Source organism: Terrimonas pollutisoli (assembly GCF_029360765.1).
GTDB lineage: Bacteria > Bacteroidota > Bacteroidia > Chitinophagales > Chitinophagaceae > Terrimonas_B > Terrimonas_B pollutisoli.
Map to the genome: position 1 here is coordinate 115,165 of NZ_JARKNA010000001.1, position 19,745 is coordinate 134,909.

General features: G+C 41.2%; 15 protein-coding genes. 8 read left to right on the top strand and 7 right to left on the bottom strand.

Annotation, left to right across the window (positions count from 1 at the left end; genetic code table 11):
* Positions 1-15: 15 nt before the first annotated feature.
* From gyrB to P2W73_RS00520, 5 genes are all read right to left on the bottom strand, one after another.
* Positions 16-1,998 carry a DNA topoisomerase (ATP-hydrolyzing) subunit B gene (gene gyrB / locus P2W73_RS00500; RefSeq protein ID WP_276500008.1) on the bottom strand — a complete coding sequence of 661 codons (1,983 nt, stop codon included), beginning with the start codon at positions 1,996-1,998 and terminating at the stop codon, positions 16-18.
* Between the two features lie 192 nt (positions 1,999-2,190).
* Positions 2,191-3,594, bottom strand: a complete 1,404-nt coding sequence (locus P2W73_RS00505; RefSeq protein WP_276500009.1) for a bifunctional UDP-3-O-[3-hydroxymyristoyl] N-acetylglucosamine deacetylase/3-hydroxyacyl-ACP dehydratase — start codon at positions 3,592-3,594, stop codon at positions 2,191-2,193.
* A gap of 140 nt (positions 3,595-3,734) precedes the next feature.
* Positions 3,735-6,140 (bottom strand): hypothetical protein, encoded by a 2,406-nt coding sequence (locus tag P2W73_RS00510; RefSeq protein ID WP_276500010.1) that lies wholly within the window; start codon positions 6,138-6,140, stop codon positions 3,735-3,737.
* Between the two features lie 89 nt (positions 6,141-6,229).
* Positions 6,230-7,279 carry a UDP-3-O-(3-hydroxymyristoyl)glucosamine N-acyltransferase gene (gene lpxD / locus P2W73_RS00515; protein WP_276500011.1) on the bottom strand — a complete coding sequence of 350 codons (1,050 nt, stop codon included), beginning with the start codon at positions 7,277-7,279 and terminating at the stop codon, positions 6,230-6,232.
* A 57-nt stretch (positions 7,280-7,336) separates the two neighbouring features.
* Entirely contained in the window at positions 7,337-8,557 is a 1,221-nt protein-coding gene (locus tag P2W73_RS00520; RefSeq protein ID WP_276500012.1) for an HD domain-containing protein, read from the bottom strand.
* 241 nt (positions 8,558-8,798) lie between these two features.
* On the opposite strand from P2W73_RS00520, the gene porX reads away from it, so the two are divergent.
* The 4 genes from porX to P2W73_RS00540 all read left to right on the top strand — a co-directional run bounded on the left by porX (position 8,799) and on the right by P2W73_RS00540 (position 13,152).
* Positions 8,799-10,355 carry a T9SS response regulator signal transducer PorX gene (gene porX / locus P2W73_RS00525; protein WP_276500013.1) on the top strand — a complete coding sequence of 519 codons (1,557 nt, stop codon included), beginning with the start codon at positions 8,799-8,801 and terminating at the stop codon, positions 10,353-10,355.
* Positions 10,356-10,508: 153 nt separating this feature from the next.
* Positions 10,509-10,787 (top strand): hypothetical protein, encoded by a 279-nt coding sequence (locus P2W73_RS00530; RefSeq protein ID WP_276500014.1) that lies wholly within the window; start codon positions 10,509-10,511, stop codon positions 10,785-10,787.
* A 70-nt stretch (positions 10,788-10,857) separates the two neighbouring features.
* Positions 10,858-11,637: an MBL fold metallo-hydrolase gene (locus tag P2W73_RS00535; protein WP_276500015.1), complete on the top strand. Its 780-nt coding sequence runs from the start codon at positions 10,858-10,860 to the stop codon at positions 11,635-11,637.
* A 372-nt stretch (positions 11,638-12,009) separates the two neighbouring features.
* Positions 12,010-13,152: an acyl-CoA dehydrogenase family protein gene (locus P2W73_RS00540; RefSeq protein ID WP_276500016.1), complete on the top strand. Its 1,143-nt coding sequence runs from the start codon at positions 12,010-12,012 to the stop codon at positions 13,150-13,152.
* A 36-nt stretch (positions 13,153-13,188) separates the two neighbouring features.
* Here the strand turns inward: P2W73_RS00540 and P2W73_RS00545 are convergent, their stop codons facing one another.
* Positions 13,189-14,997: an ABC transporter ATP-binding protein gene (locus P2W73_RS00545; protein WP_276500017.1), complete on the bottom strand. Its 1,809-nt coding sequence runs from the start codon at positions 14,995-14,997 to the stop codon at positions 13,189-13,191.
* Between the two features lie 91 nt (positions 14,998-15,088).
* Between P2W73_RS00545 and P2W73_RS00550 the strand changes: the two genes are divergently transcribed.
* Both P2W73_RS00550 and P2W73_RS00555 read left to right on the top strand, forming a co-directional pair.
* A complete protein-coding gene (locus P2W73_RS00550) occupies positions 15,089-15,457 on the top strand; it encodes a ribosome-binding factor A (RefSeq protein ID WP_276500018.1) in 369 nt (122 codons plus the stop codon).
* A gap of 57 nt (positions 15,458-15,514) precedes the next feature.
* On the top strand, positions 15,515-16,738 hold the full coding sequence (locus tag P2W73_RS00555) for an FtsX-like permease family protein (RefSeq protein ID WP_276500019.1): 1,224 nt from the start codon (positions 15,515-15,517) through the stop codon (positions 16,736-16,738).
* 145 nt (positions 16,739-16,883) lie between these two features.
* Here P2W73_RS00555 and P2W73_RS00560 read toward each other — a convergent pair whose 3' ends face one another.
* Positions 16,884-17,717 (bottom strand): transketolase, encoded by an 834-nt coding sequence (locus P2W73_RS00560; RefSeq protein ID WP_276500020.1) that lies wholly within the window; start codon positions 17,715-17,717, stop codon positions 16,884-16,886.
* Positions 17,718-17,951: 234 nt separating this feature from the next.
* Between P2W73_RS00560 and P2W73_RS00565 the strand changes: the two genes are divergently transcribed.
* Positions 17,952-19,082 carry an MraY family glycosyltransferase gene (locus P2W73_RS00565; RefSeq protein ID WP_276500021.1) on the top strand — a complete coding sequence of 377 codons (1,131 nt, stop codon included), beginning with the start codon at positions 17,952-17,954 and terminating at the stop codon, positions 19,080-19,082.
* A gap of 98 nt (positions 19,083-19,180) precedes the next feature.
* A complete protein-coding gene (gene frr, locus P2W73_RS00570) occupies positions 19,181-19,744 on the top strand; it encodes a ribosome recycling factor (RefSeq protein ID WP_276500022.1) in 564 nt (187 codons plus the stop codon).
* Position 19,745: the final 1 nt, after the last annotated feature.

A 19,745-nucleotide genomic window follows, 5' to 3' on the forward strand; every position in this document is an offset into this window, starting at 1 on the left:
CTTTAATGAATACACTTAAACATCCAGCTTTGCATATTTAGCGTGTGTTTCAATAAAATCTCTTCTCGGGCCAACTTCATCACCCATCAACATGCTAAAGATGCGATCAGCTTCGGCGGCACTTTCAATTGTCACTTGCTTTAGTGTTCTGGTTTCAGGGTTCATGGTTGTTTCCCACAACTGTTCAGCGTTCATTTCTCCCAAGCCTTTGTAACGTTGTATCGTTACTGAATCTTCTTTTCCACCACCCAATCTTTCCACCAGGGTTTTACGCTGATTTTCGTTGTAGGCGTAAGCCTGTTCCTTTCCTTTTTTAACAAGGTATAAAGGGGGTTGTGCTATATAAACATAGCCTTGTTCTACAAGGGCCTTCATATAACGGAAAATGAATGTGAGGATCAGGGTAGCAATATGCGATCCATCTACATCGGCATCGGTCATGATGATAAGCTTATGATAGCGAAGCTTGACGATATTGAGCTCTTTTGGATCCTCGGGAGTACCAACTGTCACGCCCAAAGCGGTATACATATTACGGATCTCCTCATTTTCATAGATCTTATGTTCCATCGCTTTTTCTACGTTAAGAATTTTACCTCTTAGTGGTAAAATAGCCTGGAAGCTTCTATCTCTTCCCTGTTTTGCTGTACCACCGGCTGAATCTCCCTCCACCAGGTATAACTCACATCGATCGGGATCCCTGTCTGAGCAATCAGCTAATTTACCAGGTAAACCGCCACCCGTCAAAACGGATTTGCGTTGTACCAGTTCTCTCGCCTTTCTTGCAGCGGCTCTTGCCTGGGCCGCAAGAATTACCTTGTTAATGATATTTTTCGCATCCTTCGGATTTTCTTCCAGGTAAATTTCTAAAGACTTGGAAACAGTACTGTCAACAACACCCATTACCTCGTTGTTGCCCAACTTGGTCTTTGTCTGCCCTTCAAACTGAGGCTCCGGAACTTTTACTGAAATGATTGCACTGAGTCCTTCTCTGAAATCATCTCCTTCGATTTCCACTTTTGCTTTTTCAAACAGGCTGTTTTTATCGCCGTAGCTTTTAAATACCCTTGTTAATGCACGCCGGAAACCGGAGACATGGGTACCGCCCTCAATCGTGTTGATGTTATTAACGTAAGAGTAAATATGCTCGCTATAGCTGCTATTGTAACACAACGCCACCTCGACGGCGACGTTGGTGGCTTCATCCAGTCCTTCTACAAAAAGCACTTTCGGGATCAGCTGGTCACGGCCTGCGTTGGCGTCCAACATTTCCACAAACTCTACAATACCGCCTTCACTGTAAAATTCTTTTGAATAGGGAGATACTCCATCTTCTTCTTTTTCCCTGAGATCGGTGAGTTTGATGCGAATACCACGATTCAGGAAAGCCAGTTCACGAAGGCGTCCTTCTAAGATCTCTTTGTTATAAATTAGGCTGTTGAAAATGGTACCATCAGGCCAAAAATGAACTTTGGTACCCGTTGTTTCACTTTTACCAATTTCACGAACAGGATATTGCGGAATACCGATATGATACTCCTGCTCAAAAACTTTTCCTTCGCGGTTTACTTTCACATGCAATTTTGTACTCAAAGCGTTCACGCAGCTAACACCCACACCGTGCAAACCGCCGGATACTTTATACGTGTCTTTATCAAACTTACCACCTGCATGCAGTACCGTCATCACGATCTCCAGCGCCGATTTTTTTTCTTTGCTATTGATGCCGGTTGGAATACCACGTCCGTCGTCTTCAACAGAAATGGAATTGTCTTCGTGGATAATAACGAAAATATTTTTACAATAGCCGGCAAGCGCCTCATCAATTGAGTTATCAACTACTTCGTAAACGAGGTGATGCAGACCTTTTACCCCTACATCACCGATATACATGGCCGGCCTTTTACGAACCGCTTCTAAACCTTCTAAAACCTGGATACTATCAGCACCATAGCCGCCGGATGCTACGGGTATTTTTTCTGTAATTTCTGCACTCATAAAAAGGAAAAATCCTGTCGTTTAGTATTAAAAATGAAATACTGACAAATGTACAAAAAAGCGAGCACTCATGCGGCTTTCAAACGCTAAATAAACACTGATTTTTTAACATTTTTTGATGTTTTGAGGGGATAAAAACAAATGGCCAAATCGCATGCGATTTGACCATCAAAATAGCTTTAAAAAACGACTCTATCGCTTCACAATTTGCGCTACAAGGTCGGCTTCGGTACACACCTTGTTGCCAACATATACCGTTCCTTTCATTTCGCAAATACCCCGGCGGATGGGCGCCGATAGCTCCATTTTCAACAACATGGTATCCCCCGGTTTAACCATCTGTTTGAATTTGCAATTATCGATTTTTAAGAAATAGGTATCATATTGTCCCTCTCCACTAAGATTAATGGCTAAGATGCCACCGCATTGAGCCAGTGCTTCAATTTGAAGGACTCCCGGCATAACAGGATTTCCCGGAAAATGTCCCTGGAAAAACCATTCGTTGAAAGTGACGTTCTTTATACCGACAATCTGCGTATCGGACAATTCGATAATCTTGTCAACTAATAAAAAAGGGAAACGGTGCGGTAGTTTCTTTTCAATATAAGTCAGATCATAAATGGGGGGAACGGTTGGGTTATAGGCGGGCACACCCCTGATATGCTTATTCTTCTTTATGTATTGCTTGATCTTTTTGGCAAACTCAACATTTGAACTATGACCGGGGCGATTGGCAATCACTCTTCCTTTGATCGGATAGCCGATCAATGCCAGGTCGCCAACAATATCCAGCAGTTTATGCCTTGCCGGTTCGTTCGGAAAACGAAGCTCAAGGTTATTCAGGTAGCCTTCGCTTTTTACTTCAATCTTATCTTTTTTAAAGATTTTTTTCAGCCTTTCCATTTCAACATCGTCAACAGGTTTGTCTACGATGACGATGGCATTGTTTACATCACCACCTTTGATAAGATTATTATCCAACAACATTTCCAACTCATGCAAAAAGCAAAAAGTGCGGCAGGGGGCAATTTTTTCCTTGAAATTTTGCATGTTTTTTAATTCCGCATGCTGTGTGCCGAGTACAGGTGAATTGAAATCAATCAATGTTGTAACCTGGTATTCGGTAGAAGGCATTACTACCATTTCTACTCTTTTCGCCTCATCATAGTGATAGATATTTTCATCAATACTATACCAGAGTTTGGCTGCGTCCTGCTCAGATACGCCTGCTTCTTCAATCAGCTCGACAAAAGGTTGTGAACTTCCATCCATAATTGGCATTTCAGGCCCGTTGATCTCAATGAGACAATTATCAACGCCCATCCCAACAAGAGCTGCCAGTACATGCTCTACTGTGCTTACTTTACCACCATTTGCCTCTAAAGTAGTACCGCGACTGGTATCGGTCACCAGGTCACAATCTGCTTTAATGATGGGTTGTTGCGGAAGATCAATTCTTTTGAACTGGAAACCAAAACCGGGGCTGGCTGGTTTCAAGGTAAGATCTGCTAAAATGCCGGTGTGCAGCCCTGTACCTGAAATGGTAATTTCATTGGCTAGTGTATGCTGCTTATCAGGATTAAACGTTTGATTCATGTATTCTTTTGCTTAAGCGGGGCAAAGATAATGGTTCGCAGGGAGTATAGTTTCAAAGGTTCCAGGAGTTGAAGAGGTTTCAAAAGTTAAAGCAGAATCTATTGAACTTCTGAAACTTCTTAAACCTTTTGAACTCTTATTTATTCCATCATTTGTTCGATATGGGCCAGTTTGCCGTCTCTTGTCATTCCTTCAATGATCACCCTGAAAGCTCCTGTAACATCATTATTGTAAAAGGATAATACTACCTGGTTTTTTTGGGGCACTGTGATTACCGATGGATTCCAGTATAAAGTGGTGCGTAGATCTCTTTGTTCATTTTTTTGTGTAAATGCTGCATAGTTGGGCGCATAAAATTCTTTGATAGGTGTGTACCCAAATATTTTGTTGCTGGCTAAACCTTTTCCCGGTTCTTGTTTCATATCGTTTCCCTTGCGTGTATAAATGGCAATCGCACCATTGGCACCGTTAAAGCCTCCCATAAATGGGGGTCGGAAAACTTTTATATAAGCCACATCATTCACATTTAACGAGGAAATAAAGCTGGCATCAGTAGGAGACTGGTCCAGGTATAATTGAGGCGAACCGCCGCGCCATTGCATAGAAGGCTGAGGGCCACTGGTATTGATTTGCAACCCTGCCACTTTTCCCTGCAGGTAAGTAAAAATATTTAATGCACTACCTGCCAGGGGGTCGTTAACCAGGTCAAATTGGTAGGCATCACCGGTAAATAAGCCGGATGCATATTTTTCATCTAATAACTGTGTTGGAGTTTTGCTTTTACTTTTTACAACTACAGCTTCCAGGGTTTTTACCCGCTGCATTGCAGCAATGCTGTTAGCTTCGTCGACTAGAAAGGATTGCCAATAGTTGCCCGTAGTATCGGGAGCAATTCCATAAGGTTTGATAAAGTCAGCTGGTTTTAAGGTTGGAGCAGGTAAACGGGAGGTCATAAATTGTATCGTCGCATCCTTCAGTTCTTTTGCTTTTTGAAAACTATAGTACACCTGTGCCGTGTCGAAAATGATTGTAGCAGGATCGTTAAAAGTAGCATTTGATTGAATAGGTACCAGTAACATTTGCCCTTCCTTTTCTTTTTGTTTAACCATCAACACCACGGACGCATCTTTATTTATCTGCTGAGGCAATACACCAATCACTTTCCCTGATAAGGTAATATAACTGGTGTCTTTTTCAAAAAGCGGAGGGGTTATTTTACCTTTTACAATGTCATCCCATTTGAAGCGGCGCCAGCCATGAGTCAGCATTACAAGGTCAAGATGCTCTTTAACCTTTTCATTATCGCCCGAAAAATAATAGGATGGATTATACACTTGCCCCTTTAATTCACTGCTCAGCATCAAATGTGAAATAATATTGTTACTGCTATCTGTACCGATGGAAGCATCTGTGACAGCAACAGAAAGATTAGCCACGAGGCTATCGGGCACTGTTATTTTCAGTTCATTTCTTGCTCTTTTATTTAAACCCCATCGCTGTACTTCCATTTCGGGCTGAAAGGTGTACTCACGGTTATCGAGATAGGTAATTCTTTCTGCAATAGCATTCCAGTTTTTATCAAACAATGTGATGGTAAGAATGCCGCTTGGCAAACCGGCGGTGGGTATAGTGCCTTTTATCGGCCCCGATGTAGCTTTTGCAACCCGGAAAACTTCATGCTGGTAAACGGTGCCAATGAGATGTACCGAGTCCATAACATTGATCATATCAGTCGTACAGTTAACGGTAAAAATTCTGTTAGTGCCGGCTGAAGTAACCTGCAAGGTAGCACCGCCTGGTTTTATTTTTGGTAAAGAAGCGTTACGCTCTACTGCTTTTTCATCTTTCCATTTTACAGCATAGGGGACTCCATTTTGAGGGGTAAGATAAAAATAGCCCATGCCATCATGAATTGTTAGGAGACTGTCAATCGTTTTGCCATTGGCAGTAATTACTCCTTTTACTTTGACCGGTTTGCCCCACTGGTCATTTGCTTTGAACGCTATTTTGTTGGAAATCCCTGCAATGATATCGCCACCTTCCGGAAAAAAATTAATTGTTGGTATTGCCGTATTCTTATTAGCCGGAGAAGTTTTTGCAGTGTTGATGACCGGGATTGCTTTGTTATAAAGAAAAGCAGAATCAAAATTGAGCATCCATTTGGTATAGGCTCGTACATTAAGGTATTTCCCTTTATAATCTGTTGGAATTTCAAACTGGCCGTTGGTAACAGCATCTATTAATGGGCTTACTGCATGCAACAACAGGTTGCCTTTATCATCGATCCAGTCGACATACAGTGTTTTGCTATCATCGGCGGGGATGATTTCATTCATTAAATAAGCCTTGAACCATATAGTCTCGCCGGGAGAGTAGGCCGATTTATCGTAATGAAGATAGGCCCGTTCGGGACTGTACTTATCGGCATAAGCAGCAATAGCCGCATCAATGTCTTGCGCTTTTGAAACAGCTACACTGCAAAATAAAAAGAGAAAAAATGCAATTGACCTATGGCTTTTGGCAGTTGTTTTAATAAGAGAAATCATGCCGTAAATTACGGCAGTATGCCAAAACAAAGATCGCCTTAACAGTTTTGCAACAAAAAAAATGAAGCTGCTGAAAATTTTATCGGTAGCTACATAATGGTTTTCTCTGCCAGCAATTGTTTTATTAGCGCCTCCAATTCTTTTACCCTTTTTTCCAAATCTGGAAGTTTGCGGGTAATTGCCTGGCTGCGAAGAGCGGCTGTATAATCATAGGCAGGTGAGCCCGTAACAGCTTTACCCGGTTCAAGAGATTTACTAACTCCGCTTTGTGCATTTACTTTAGAGCCATCACCCAACTGTATATGTCCAACAATACCTGCCTGGCCGCCAATCATCACACCATTACCGATTTTGGTGCTGCCACTGATGCCTGCCTGCGCAGCAATTACCGAACTATTACCGATCTCAACATTATGCGCAACCTGTATGAGGTTGTCAAGCTTGGCGCCTCTCTTTATTAATGTAGAGCCAATGGTGGCCCGGTCAATCGTGGCATTCGCACCAATTTCTACATCGTCTTCAACAACCACGTTACCGATTTGCGGCACTTTTTTAAAACTGCCATCAGCCTGTGGCGCAAATCCAAAGCCATCACTCCCGATGATGGTACCGCCATGAATGGCGACACGATTACCAATCACACAATCATGATAAATCTTTACACCAGGGTGTATAATACTGTTTTCACCTATTGTTACATTATCACCAATGTAAGCATTGGGATATATTTTAGTGTTGTTTCCAATCTTTACATTTTCGCCCAGGTAGGCAAATGCTCCAATAAATACATTAGTACCGTAACTGGCTGTTTTAGCAATATAGGATGGCTGTTGAACACCGCTCAACTGCTGTTGCATGACCTCCTGGTACTTACTTAGCAACAACGCAAAGGCCGAATACGCATCCGGCACTCTTATTAAAGTAGCTTTTACCGGTTGCTTCAATTCATAAGCTTCATTCAATATGACAATAGACGCCTGGGTCGTATACAAAAAATCTTCGTATTTGGGATTGGCTAAAAAAGTAAGTTGGTTTTCTTTTGCTTCTTCAATTTTGCCAAAAGAATTAACTACAACATTAGGATCGCCTTCCACCGTACCATTTATCAGCAGGCTTATTTGTGCAGCAGGAAAATTCATAGTTATTAAGTCTTAATAGTCAACGGTTATAATAAGTCACAGTTCAATTCAACTGACTTATTCTTTCCGTAAATAACAAAAATAATGTTTTTTAACCGTGCTGCCCAAGTGCTGATGGATGAGTGCATTATCCACTTTGGAAATATCTTTCACCGTTCCGTCTTTAAACAGAATATTAATGCGTTCGTCCTGCGAATCGTAAGTGGTGTTGCTGGCATCTCCTGTAAAAACGAAATAATCCACCAGCTTAGCATCTATGCCCAGCTCGTCGATTGCTTCCTTTTCTTTTTGCCGAATGAGATCACCATCAAATGGCTCAGCCTGCAGTTTTATTTTCAGCAATTTTCTTTCAACGAGTGACCGGCAGAGTAAGGCTAATATTTTATCAGGATGATGACTCCAGTTTTTGATCGTCGCCATCAGGTCATAATCATCCAGGCTACAAAAAATATCCAGGTGATCTTCAATAGCGGTGTTAGAATTGGGATTCTGCAAAAAGAAATTTAATTCAGGTGTTGCGGCTTCTACTTTTTGTCCCGAAGCAATCAACTCTTTGGCCCGCCGGATGATTTTTACCAACATCATTTCCGCGGCTAACACAGCTTTGTGAAGATATACCTGCCAATACATGAGTCGTCTTGACACCAGGAATTTCTCAATTGAATAAATAGCTTTTTCTTCTACCATCAATGCACCGTCCTTTACTGTGAGCATCTTGATGATCCTGTCATAACCCACCACACCTTCTGCTACACCTGTAAAAAAGCTATCTCTTATCAGGTAGTCAAGCCTGTCAACATCCAGTTGACCTGACACCAGTTGGTGAAGAAAACGTTTTGGATGTTGGTCGGTAAATATTTCGATGGCTGTTTGTAATTGGCCATTCAACTCAATATTAAGTTTATGCATGATTAGCTTTGAAATAGTTTCATGATGCACATTATTGATCAACTCATGTTCCAGGGCATGTGAAAAAGGTCCGTGGCCGGAATCATGCAGGAGTATGGCAATTTTGGCTCCCAACTCTTCCTCTTTTGTTATATCAATTCCTTTTCCTTTAAGTTCACTCAGCGCATTGCACATTAAATGATAGGCGCCCAATGAATGATGCAGCCTTGAATGAACAGCACCGGGGTAAACCAGGTGCGCAAACGCCATTTGGTGGATATTACGCAATCGCTGGTAAAAAGGATGGGAGATTATCTGCAGGATCAGCGGGTGATCAATCGTAATAAATCCATAAACCGGGTCATTAATGATCTTGCGGACTACCGTCATTGTTGCTTTTTTGTTAAAGGCTAAAAAAGGCCAGGCTGCAAAAGTACAAAGGCAGCTTTTAAAAAGCTACTTTTGACAGGATGGGTGGCAAAACAAGCATCGTAAAATAAATTGGCTTGCCTGGAATCAATTATCCGGAATCGTTGAAAGTCTTTGATGCAGCCAGTTATTTATTTGGTATAAAGATTGGACCGTAAGCAGCTAACTTATACTTTTAAAAGACAAACAAAAAACGAAAAGAATGGCCGTAGCAAAAATCATCTGGATCGATGACGAAATTGAAAGCTTGCAATCGCAAAAGTTTTTTTTAGAAAATAAAGGATATGAAGTGCAAACTTTCACCAATGGTTTTGATGCCATCGATTTTGTGAAAGACAATTTGGTGGATGTGGTATTAATTGATGAGTCCATGCCTGGCATTACCGGTCTTGAAACATTAGCAAAAATCAAAGAAATAAACCAGTCACTTCCCGTTGTTCTAATTACAAAGAATGAAACGGAAAACCTGATGGATGAAGCGATAGGTTCACAAATCAGTGATTACCTGATCAAGCCGGTCAATCCCAACCAGGTTTGGCTGAGCCTCAAAAAGATCATTGACAACAAGCGTCTCGTAGCAGAAAAAACCACAACCGCTTATCAGCAACAATTTCGTAACCTGTTCATGGCGTTAAATAGCAATCCTGACTATAATGAATGGATGGATATTTATAAAAAATTAGTGTATTGGGAATTGGAGATGCAAAAAAGTGATAGTCCTGAGATGCAGGAAATATTGCAAAGCCAAAAAAGCGAAGCGAATACAGAGTTCTTTAAATTTATTTCCCGGAACTATGCAGGTTGGTTAAAATCAAAAACTGCAGATGGACCCGTGATGAGTCATTCGCTGGTTCAATTCAAAGTTCTGCCGCATTTAGAAAAAGGGACGCCGTTATTTTTTGTGCTCATTGATAATCTTCGCTTCGATCAGTGGAAGGCCATTCAACCCATTTTCGCTGAGAGTTTCCGCATTTTGGAAGAAGACAGTTTTTATAGCATACTGCCTACAGCTACGCAATATTGTAGAAATGCAATTTTTGCGGGGCTATTACCAGTTGATATTGAAAAACAATTCCCGGCCCAATGGAAGAATGATGAAGAGGAAGGGGGGAAGAATTTATATGAAGAAGAATTTTTCCGGGCCCAGTTAAAACGGTTAGGAAAGGGAGATCTGAAAGTATCCTACACAAAAGTGGCGAATAATAATGCAGGACTGGATCTTGTTAACAATATCCATAACCTGATGAACAATGACATTAATGTTATCGTGTACAATTTTGTGGATATGCTTAGCCATGCCAGGACGGAGATGGAAGTATTAAAAGAACTGGCGGGTGATGAAATGAGTTACCGGAGTATAACGACTTCCTGGTTTGAACATTCACCATTGCACCAGGCGTTAAAAAAGATTGCTGATAAAAATATCAAATTGATATTGGCCACCGATCATGGGAGTGTAAGAGTAAAAACACCCTATAAAGTGGTGGGTGATAAGCAAACAACTACTAATCTTCGCTATAAACATGGGCGGAATCTGAACTACGAACCAAAAGAGGTGCTGGCATTCAGGGATCCCCGGGAGATAGGCCTGCCGGTTCCTACCATTAATTCATCCTTCATCTTTGCCAAAGAAGATAGCTTTTTATGCTATCCAAACAACTATAACTATTATGTAAATTATTATCGCAATACATTTCAGCATGGGGGCGTAAGCCTTGAGGAAATGATTGTGCCGGTGATAAAAATGCAGAGTAAGTAAACCCCTGTCCCCTAAAGGGGAACTTAGACTGCGAACTTTTCACTTTTGTGGAAAAGTATTATAGAAGAAAGTAGTCGATGATGTAGTTTCGCAAACGGTAAAGAATTTACAATAGTAAAACTCTAAACTCTCCGCCTTCGGCGGACTTGGGGTATGAAGTATACACAAACAACATTGGATAAATTAGAGGCTATTCCTGAACAGTCAGGTTATGTGCTTCGCTATGAAAGAGGCACATTTCAAAGCGGATATTGTGTTTTAGAGGAAAAGAAAGTGGTTGTATTGAATAAGTTTCTTCAACTGGAAGGACGCATCAATACACTGGTCGATCTCATTCCTCAATTAGACATCAACACGGAATTGTTAACGGAAGACGCGAAGAAATTATATATGGAGATAATTTCTAAGCTGCAGGCAGAGCCCCCAGAGTAGCTCACCCGGTGCAGTTGAATATTGATACTAAAAGTTTATTCTTCATACACCTGACTTCGTACATTTGATCGTGTCATATCCTCCTCTCAAAATAACTTTTCTTGGTACTGGTACCAGCAGTGGTGTGCCCATGATTACCTGTGATTGCGAAGTTTGCACATCGTCCGACAAAAAAGATAAACGTTTCAGATCAAGTATTTTGGTTCAGTCTGAAAAAACAACACTGGTGGTCGATGCCGGTCCCGATTTTCGTTGCCAGATGTTGCGACACAATGTAAAGTGGCTGGATGCTGTCGTTCTCACTCATTCCCACAAAGACCACATCGCGGGTATGGATGACCTGAAGGCTTTTAGTTGGTTTTCTAAAATGCCTATGCAGGTATATGCAGATACTTATACGGATGCAGCCGTCCGCCGTGAATTTTATTATGCTTTTGCTGACACAAGATATCCAGGTATCCCGCAGTTCGATATGCATGCGATTGGCGAAGAAACTTTTATTGTTGGAGATATCCCTGTCACCCCAATACTCGTTTGGCACTTGAATATGCCCGTGAAGGGTTTTCGGTTTGGGAAGTTTACTTATATCACTGATGCCAACAGGATAGAAGATATAGAAAAGGAAAAAATTAAAGGGAGTGAAGTATTAGTTTTAAATGCACTTCGCAAGGAAAAGCATGTTTCACATTTTAGCCTGCTTGAAGCAGTAGACTTATCACAGGAGTTGGAAATTCCCATCACTTATTTTACCCATATTTCCCACCAGTTAGGTAAGCACAATGACGTAGAAGGAGATTTACCTGCGGGTATTCACCTTGCATATGACGGATTAACTTTAGAATTTAGCTAGCAGTATAATAATAAAATATCTAGCAGTATAATAATAAAATATGTGGACTGTTTATTTAGAACTAACTAAATAGGTGTTCCTTTGGCAATATTTGCCTGGATTTTTTATCGAGTTAGTTTTAAGAAGAAAGATGGTCGAAGGTCAAGCCGGATTTGCATTTAGCTCTTTTTGTCCGTGCTGTCTGGATCCTGGTTTATTTTGTTCTTTTAAGTAAATAAAGTAAAAATAAATAGCTAACGATTGTTAGTTTATTATTGAATTTAATTAACTTGCATTTGCCTTTAACGATTGCAAGCTGTTACAACATAACAGTAACAAATGTGCCATCACAATCTGTGGTGGCACATCTTTTAAACCTTTAACGTCAGGAAAATGAATTTCGAGATTTCTGAAATAACGGGGCAGGTGGCTCAAACAGCCCGTGATTTTGCCCAGCAACATATAAAACCCAATGTAATGACCTGGGATGAAAGCCAGTTGTTTCCGCTACAGGTGTTTAAGGAAATGGGAAAACTTGGCTTCATGGGAGTACTGGTGCCGGAAGAATATGGCGGATCAGGTCTTGGATACTTTGAATATAAGACAGTGATAGAGGAAATAGCAAAGGTCTGTGGCTCGATCGGCCTTAGCCTGGCAGCGCACAATTCACTTTGTAACAGTCATATCATGACATTTGGCAGTGAGGAGCAGAAGAAAAAATATTTGCCGAAACTGGCGACCGCTGAATGGCTGGGCGCCTGGGGGTTAACGGAAGCTAACACCGGTAGTGATGCGGGGAATATGCGATGCACAGCGGTAAAAGATGGAAATGAATGGATCATTAACGGTACAAAAAACTGGATCACACATGGCAACAGCGGTGATATAGCAGTCGTCATTTGTCGTACAGGTGAGCCAAGGGCAAAAAATAATGCTACTGCCTTTATTGTAGAAAGAGGAACACGGGGTTTTAGTGCTGGAAAAAAAGAAAATAAGTTGGGAATGAGAGCAAGTGAAACCGCAGAAATGGTATTCGATAATTGTCGTATACCGGATGCCAATCGTTTAGGCGGAGTTGGAGAAGGATTCAGGCAGTCGATGGTGGTATTAGATGGTGGAAGAATCTCCATAGCTTCCCTTTCGTTAGGTATTGCAAAAGGCGCATATGAAGCGGCGCTGAAATATTCGCAGGAACGTCACCAGTTTGACAGGCCAATCTCCAGTTTCCAGGGAATATCTTTCAAACTGGCAGATATGGCTACTGAAATAGCCGCAGCTGAATTGCTGACACTACAAGCCTGTGATTTAAAAAACAGGAAAAAACCAGTGACAAAAGAGGCGGCAATGGCGAAATACTATGCCAGCGAAGTCGCTGTAAAAGTGGCAAACGATGCCGTGCAGGTCTTCGGCGGTTACGGTTATACCAAAGATTTCCCGGTCGAAAAGCATTATCGCGACGCCAAGCTTTGTACAATAGGCGAGGGAACGAGTGAGATACAAAAGATCGTTATTTCGAGGGAGGTTTTAAGGAGTTAAAGTTGGTTTAAAATTTAGTTGAAGAAAAAAGAGTTGTTATTTCACCTCCTGCATCTCCACTAATTTTTTATAAAATCCATTTTGCGCAATCAATCCTTCATGCGTTCCCCGCTCAACGATTTTCCCCTTTTGCAAGACAACGATTTCATCTGCATGACGGATAGTAGATAACCGGTGTGCAATGACAATGCTGGTTCTGTTTTGCATCATATTGTTGATGGCATCCTGTACCAATCTTTCGCTTTCGGTGTCGAGTGATGAAGTAGCTTCGTCCAAGATCAATATCGGTGGATTTTTTACGACAGCCCTTGCAATGGTCAGTCGCTGCCTTTCACCACCACTCAATTTGCTACCCCTGTCGCCAATATTGGAGTTATAATCTTTTTCTTTCTGAATAATGAAATTATGCGCATTCGCTACTTTAGCAGCATCAGTAATTTCTTCTTCAGTGGCCGATTGTTTGCCAATTCTGATGTTATTTGCAATGCTGTCATTAAACAGAATAGGCTCCTGTGTTACAATACTCATCAGGCTGCGAATCGATTGCAAAGAATAATCCTTGATATTCACACCATCTATCAAAACCTCACCCCCTGTTACATCATGAAAGCGGGGAACCAGGTCAGCCAGGGTTGACTTGCCTGCACCGGAAGATCCAACCAATGCGATAGTCTTTCCTTTTTTTATAGTGAGATTGATATTATCCAGTATCGTCGCATCACTGTAGGCAAAAGTTACGTTGCGAAACTCTATTTGATCATTGAAAGAATGCAACACTTTTCCATTTATATTTTCATCAACAACTATTGGTGCTTTTAAGACTTCTTCTACTCTTATCAATGCAGCGGCGCCACGCTGAATATTAAAGAATGCGGTCGAAATATTTTTTGCCGGGTTAATAAGCATAGCAAAGGAGGCGATATAAGCAATCAATTCCTTTGCTTCAAGCCCCTCATTTTCCAATACCAGGCGTCCACCAAAATAGAGAATGGTACTTAATACAATTACACCTAATAGTTCGGTAAGTGGAGAAGCCAGGTCTCTTCTCGCACCCATTTTTTTTCTGATCTCAAATAATTCAGCATTGACAGCATGAAAACGGCTGCTTAACAGTTTTTCTACAAGAAATGCTTTTATCACTCTTAAGCCACCCAGTGTTTCGTCAAGTATAGATAGACCTTCACCCAATTTTACGGCAGCATCCTGTGACTGGCGCTTTAATGTCCGGCTAACACGGCCAATCAAAAGACCTGTAACCGGTAGAAGGATAAGTAAGAATAGCGAAAGCTTGGGAGATATGATCACCAGAAAGATCAGGTAGCCTAATACAGTCAGGGGATCTTTGATCAGGCCATCAAATGTGCCTACCACTGAACCTTCAATTTCTGCAATATCGTTTGTCATCCTTGAAATAACATCGCCTTTTCTTTTTTCAGTAAAGTAACCGACCGGAAGGCGTAATATCTTCTCATATAAATCTCCCCGTAATTCAGTAATGATCGCACTGCGAACAGGTACCGAGATCCGGTTGGATAAATAAACAAACAGGTTTTTTAAAAAAGTGGCTGTGATAATAAAAATGCAGATCGCAGTAAGACCTCCCACTTTGCCTTTTTCGTTGATGATTTGTTCAAGCGTGTTGGTGATATATGAGCCAAGGACATTTGTACGAACCATTTCTGTTCCACCCGCTTGACCCGTGTCGAATATCAAACCAAAAAACGGGATAAGCATTCCTATGGAAACAACACCAAATATGGTAGCCAGTACGGTACAAAGAAAATAAAGTGCAAGCTTGCCGGTATGTTTTTTTAAATAACTGAAAATCCTTGAATATTTCTTCATTGAGAGGTATAAATCGCTTAAACGGTGCAAAGTAAGTAATTTTACAGCGTCTGCGTGGGTTTAGAAGTGCCAGGCAACAAATTATAACAAAATGGAAGAAGGAAAACGTCAAAAACAGATAGCGGGTTTACTGCACGAAGAAATGAGCATTATTTTTCAGCGGTTGGGTTTGAATATGATTGATGGTGGAATGGTTTCCATTTCATCGGTGAAAGTGACACCGGATTTGCTGGAAGCCAGGTTTTACTTAAGTCTTTTTCAGGTCAAAGATGTTGAAGCGGCACTTAAAAAAATTGAAGAAAAGCATCATGAAATAAAAAAGGAATTGGCAGCCAAAGTAAGGCACCAGTTACGAAGTATTCCCGTTTTACGTTTTTACCAGGATGATACACTGGACCAGGTATTTAAACTGGAGGAAATATTTAAAAAGATGAAAGACGAAAAACCGCCAAAGTCTTAATCGGGAATAAGCCGCGTTAAATTTGGCTAACCTTAAACTCTTAAATCAGTAAACTTCTTGAACTTTCTTTTTGCCTGGCGATATTTCAAAGCAAAGAAGTCAATCAACGCCATTAATATCATTGCAAGAATAAGTATTGCTGCAATTGTCATTGGTACAGCTGCATTGATATTGGTGTTGAGTGTCTTCAATGGATTTGAAGGTTTGGTCAAATCATTATATTCTTCTTTCTACACCGATCTGAAAGTTTTGCCTGCTACGGGCAAAACGATAAACGTGACGACGGAGCAATTGCAGCGATTAAAGGGGGTAATAGGTATAAAAAATTATTCGCTGGTTGCAGAAGAAAAAGCACTCATACAAAATGGCGATTTCCAGTCAGTGATGTATTTGAAGGGTGTGGATGATAACTATCGCTATGTGACAGGCGTTGCCAATCACATCATTAAAGGAGAGTATCAATTGGGGACAGAAGATGCGCCACAGGTCATTCTTGGCGGTGGTGTAGAAGGCGCTTTGGGAATCCAGGCCGATCGAAACATTTTTGTGTTGAAAGTTTACTTGCCCCGGAAAAGCAATACCGAACAGATAGACCCATTAAATGATATCAGTAACGATTCGATACGGACCTCCTCGGCTTTTATGATACAGCAGGATTTTGATAATAAATATGGCATTACCAATATTGATTTTGTAAAAAAAGCATTAAAGCTCGGCGCTAATGAATACAGTGGGGTAGAGATAAGCCTCGTGGATCCGTCAAAGGCGGACGATATAAAAAAAGGAGTAGAAAAGATATTTGGCAACGGCTACCTGGTTCAAACCATTTACCAGCAAAATCAAAGTCTGTATGCGGTAATGAATTTGGAGCGCTGGGTAATCTATGGGGTACTTTGTCTTATACTGGTAGTCGCCGCTTTTAATATGATCGGCGCATTGACTATGCTGGTGCTGGAAAAGCAAAAAGATATAAGTGTCTTGCATGCATTGGGAGCTAACAAAACATTTATTCAGAAAATATTCCTGAACGAAGGTTTGTTATTAGCGCTTATGGGTACAGCGGTAGGCATGTTGTTGGCCCTCGTAATTGCATTACTACAAATTAAATTTCATCTCATTCCCCTGCAGGGCGGCTCTTTTTTGATCGATTATTTTCCGGTCAAATTGCGCCTCATGGATTTCATCCTGGTAACGGTGACTGTTTTTGTAATTGCCTTGATCGCTTCCTGGCTTCCATCCCGTAAGGCGGCCTCGCAGGAGTTTTCATTGAGAAGTGAATAGGAGAACCACGATTTTCAGGATTAAATTGGGGTTATTCGCAAATAGAAAATTGAAACTTTCTTGCCCTTCACACATCAGCCAATTGAAAAAAGAAAAGGACTATGAGAATTTCTCATAATCCTTTAAAATCTTTTGAATCGTGGTTCTAATAATCTCCCAGGGTTTCAGGCAACTGGGTCAGGGCCTTTGCTAACTGCTCATCGTTGGGAGCAATGCCGTGCCATTCATGCGACCCTTCCATAAAGTCAACACCTTTGCCCATTTCTGTATGCATCATGATGCCGATAGGTTTTCCCTGCCCAGTCAATGTTCTCGCTTTTTCCAACGTCGCTACCACATCATCCATGTCATTGCCATTCATTTCAAGCGTTGTCCAGCCAAACGCGTCAAATTTTTGACGGATATTACCCAATCCCATTACCTTATCGGTTGGGCCATCAATTTGCTGGCCGTTCCAGTCCACCGTTGAAATCAGGTTATCAACCTTGTGATGGGCTGCGAACATGATAGCTTCCCATACCTGTCCTTCATCAAGTTCCCCATCTCCATGCAGGGAAAAAACAAGATTTTTTTCTCCGTTTAATTTTTTGGCCAATGCCGCACCGATGGCCACACTCATGCCCTGACCCAAAGATCCGCTTGCAATTCTTACACCCGGAAGATGCTCATGAGTTGCCGGGTGACCCTGCAACCGGGAGTTTAGCTTCCGAAAAGTTGCCAGTTCTTTTACGTCAAAATAACCTGACCTGGCAAGTGTGGAATAAAAAACGGGTGAAATGTGACCATTGGATAAAAAGAATACATCTTCGTTTGTAGCATCCATATTAAAGGATGGATCATGCTTCATGATCTTAAAATAAAGAGCCGTAAAATACTCAGTACATCCTAGTGATCCACCAGGGTGACCACTGCTGCTGCCATGTACCATTCTTACTATATCTCGCCTGATTTGCGATGCAATTGCCTTAAGTTCAGCCATAAAAATTAGGAACTTTTTAAACTTTTTGTATCTTGCCGCCTCAAATAGCAGCAAGGGGACTGCAAAAATGCAGTTTTTTTGCACACAAAATCCATCCGTTGATATTAATCTGGTTTAAATCACATAATCCTGATGGTCCTGAACAATTAATATTGACGTGGTAGCAGTTAATGGTTCAGTGCCAATGATGATCTGAATGGTTTAGACCTATTGTTGTACCGTAAATCCCTGCTGATGCTAGATGTATTATTGACAGCTTCTGTTTCCTTTATTATATCTTTCCTTGCGATACCGGTTGTAATGCAAATTGCAGAGCAAAAGAAATTATATGATATACCGGATGAACGCAAACTACATACACATACAGTTACATCTTTAGGCGGCGTTGGTATTTTTGGCGGTTTTTTATTAGCTGCTTTATTATCTATCCAGGGTTATTTGAATCCTGAGTTTCAATATTTCTTCGCCGCAGCATTGGTAATTTTCTTCCTTGGGTTAAAGGATGACCTGATCGTATTATCAGCCAGCAAAAAGTTTGTTGGGCAAGTGGTGGCTGCATCCATCATTATTCATCTGGGTGGAATTAAACTGGACAGCATGCATGGCTTGTTCGGATTTGACCAATTGCCCGAAGCATTTGCACTGGCCCTGACTTATCTCACCATCATTGTCATTATTAATTCTTTTAATTTGATTGATGGTATCGATGGTTTGGCAGGAAGTTTAGGCGTGATGACCATGCTTGTTTTTGGAACCTACTTTTATATGGTAGGTTACCAGGCATACGCCTTATTAGCCTATTCGCTTGGAGGTAGCCTTATCGCTTTTCTCATCTTTAATCATCATCCTGCCAAGATCTTTATGGGTGATTCGGGTTCTCTGATGATCGGCCTGGTAAATTCCATATTGGTCATTAAATTTATAAATGTAGCCAGCGACCCGGCCATTGCCATTCCTATTGAGTCAGCAGTAGCAATTGGCTTTTCTATCATGATCGTTCCTTTGTTGGATACTTTGCGGGTATTTGCTATACGCATTTCTAAAGGATGCTCGCCTTTTACGCCTGATCGTAATCATATTCATCACTTATTACTTAACTGGGGTCTTGGGCATGCAGCTATTGCCCTGTTTTGTGTGGGTATTAATGTGGCCTTTATCATATTCGCTTACACGTTTCGTTCCATCGGCTCTACTTATTTATTGTTAAGCATGTTGTGTATTGCATTTGCGGGGTTTGGGTTTCTCTATTACCGGAGGCCGAAACGGACTGTTGTTACAAGGCGTATGAATGGCACTACCGAATTGAAAACAACTTCTAAAGTTGTTACACTAACACAGGAGGCAGCAGCGGCGGACAGCAAATAACCAGTTAGTGCAAAAAGAATTAGCCGGAAAAGAATAATTTTTCCGGCTTTTTTTTAACTGGCTGCTTTTATTAGCTTTGCCTTTCTCAAATTTTTACTATGACGGAAGATGTTTCAAAAATTATTGCCGGCACAGATGAGCAAATGAAAAAAGCGATCAATCACCTGGAGGCCGAACTACTGAAGATAAGAGCAGGTAAAGCCAATCCCCAGATGCTTGACAGTATTGTGGTAGACTATTATGGTTCGCCGATGCCCATCAACCAGGTTGCTAATATCAGCGTATTAGATGCCCGTACGTTGACGATACAACCCTGGGAAAAGAACATGCTTCAACCCATCGAAAGAGCTATCATTAATGCCAACATTGGCGTCACACCTCAAAACGACGGAGTGATTATCCGTTTGTTCTTACCGCCATTAACGGAAGAAAGAAGAAAAGAACTGGTAAAAAAATGCCAGGCAGAAGGCGAGCATTCAAAAGTCGCCATTCGCAACATCCGCCGTGATGCCATTGAGGCAATTAAAAAATTACAGAAAAACGGGTTAAGCGAGGACGCTGCTAAAGACTCCGAAGCGGATGTTCAGGAAGTCACAGACAAGTTTATTTCCCAGATAGAAAAACACCTGGCTGCAAAGGAGAAGGAAATTATGTCGGTTTAAT

Excerpts from the sequence above, each read along its gene's own strand:
- gyrB (WP_276500008.1), bottom strand. The coding sequence starts at position 1,998 with ATGAGTGCAGAAATTACAGAAAAAATACCCGTAGCATCCGGCGGCTAT.
- P2W73_RS00505 (WP_276500009.1), bottom strand. The coding sequence starts at position 3,594 with ATGAATCAAACGTTTAATCCTGATAAGCAGCATACACTAGCCAATGAA.
- P2W73_RS00510 (WP_276500010.1), bottom strand. The coding sequence starts at position 6,140 with ATGATTTCTCTTATTAAAACAACTGCCAAAAGCCATAGGTCAATTGCA.
- lpxD (WP_276500011.1), bottom strand. The coding sequence starts at position 7,279 with ATGAATTTTCCTGCTGCACAAATAAGCCTGCTGATAAATGGTACGGTG.
- P2W73_RS00520 (WP_276500012.1), bottom strand. The coding sequence starts at position 8,557 with ATGACGGTAGTCCGCAAGATCATTAATGACCCGGTTTATGGATTTATT.
- porX (WP_276500013.1), top strand. The coding sequence starts at position 8,799 with ATGGCCGTAGCAAAAATCATCTGGATCGATGACGAAATTGAAAGCTTG.
- P2W73_RS00530 (WP_276500014.1), top strand. The coding sequence starts at position 10,509 with ATGAAGTATACACAAACAACATTGGATAAATTAGAGGCTATTCCTGAA.
- P2W73_RS00540 (WP_276500016.1), top strand. The coding sequence starts at position 12,010 with ATGAATTTCGAGATTTCTGAAATAACGGGGCAGGTGGCTCAAACAGCC.
- P2W73_RS00545 (WP_276500017.1), bottom strand. The coding sequence starts at position 14,997 with ATGAAGAAATATTCAAGGATTTTCAGTTATTTAAAAAAACATACCGGC.
- P2W73_RS00550 (WP_276500018.1), top strand. The coding sequence starts at position 15,089 with ATGGAAGAAGGAAAACGTCAAAAACAGATAGCGGGTTTACTGCACGAA.
- P2W73_RS00560 (WP_276500020.1), bottom strand. The coding sequence starts at position 17,717 with ATGGCTGAACTTAAGGCAATTGCATCGCAAATCAGGCGAGATATAGTA.
- P2W73_RS00565 (WP_276500021.1), top strand. The coding sequence starts at position 17,952 with ATGCTAGATGTATTATTGACAGCTTCTGTTTCCTTTATTATATCTTTC.
- frr (WP_276500022.1), top strand. The coding sequence starts at position 19,181 with ATGACGGAAGATGTTTCAAAAATTATTGCCGGCACAGATGAGCAAATG.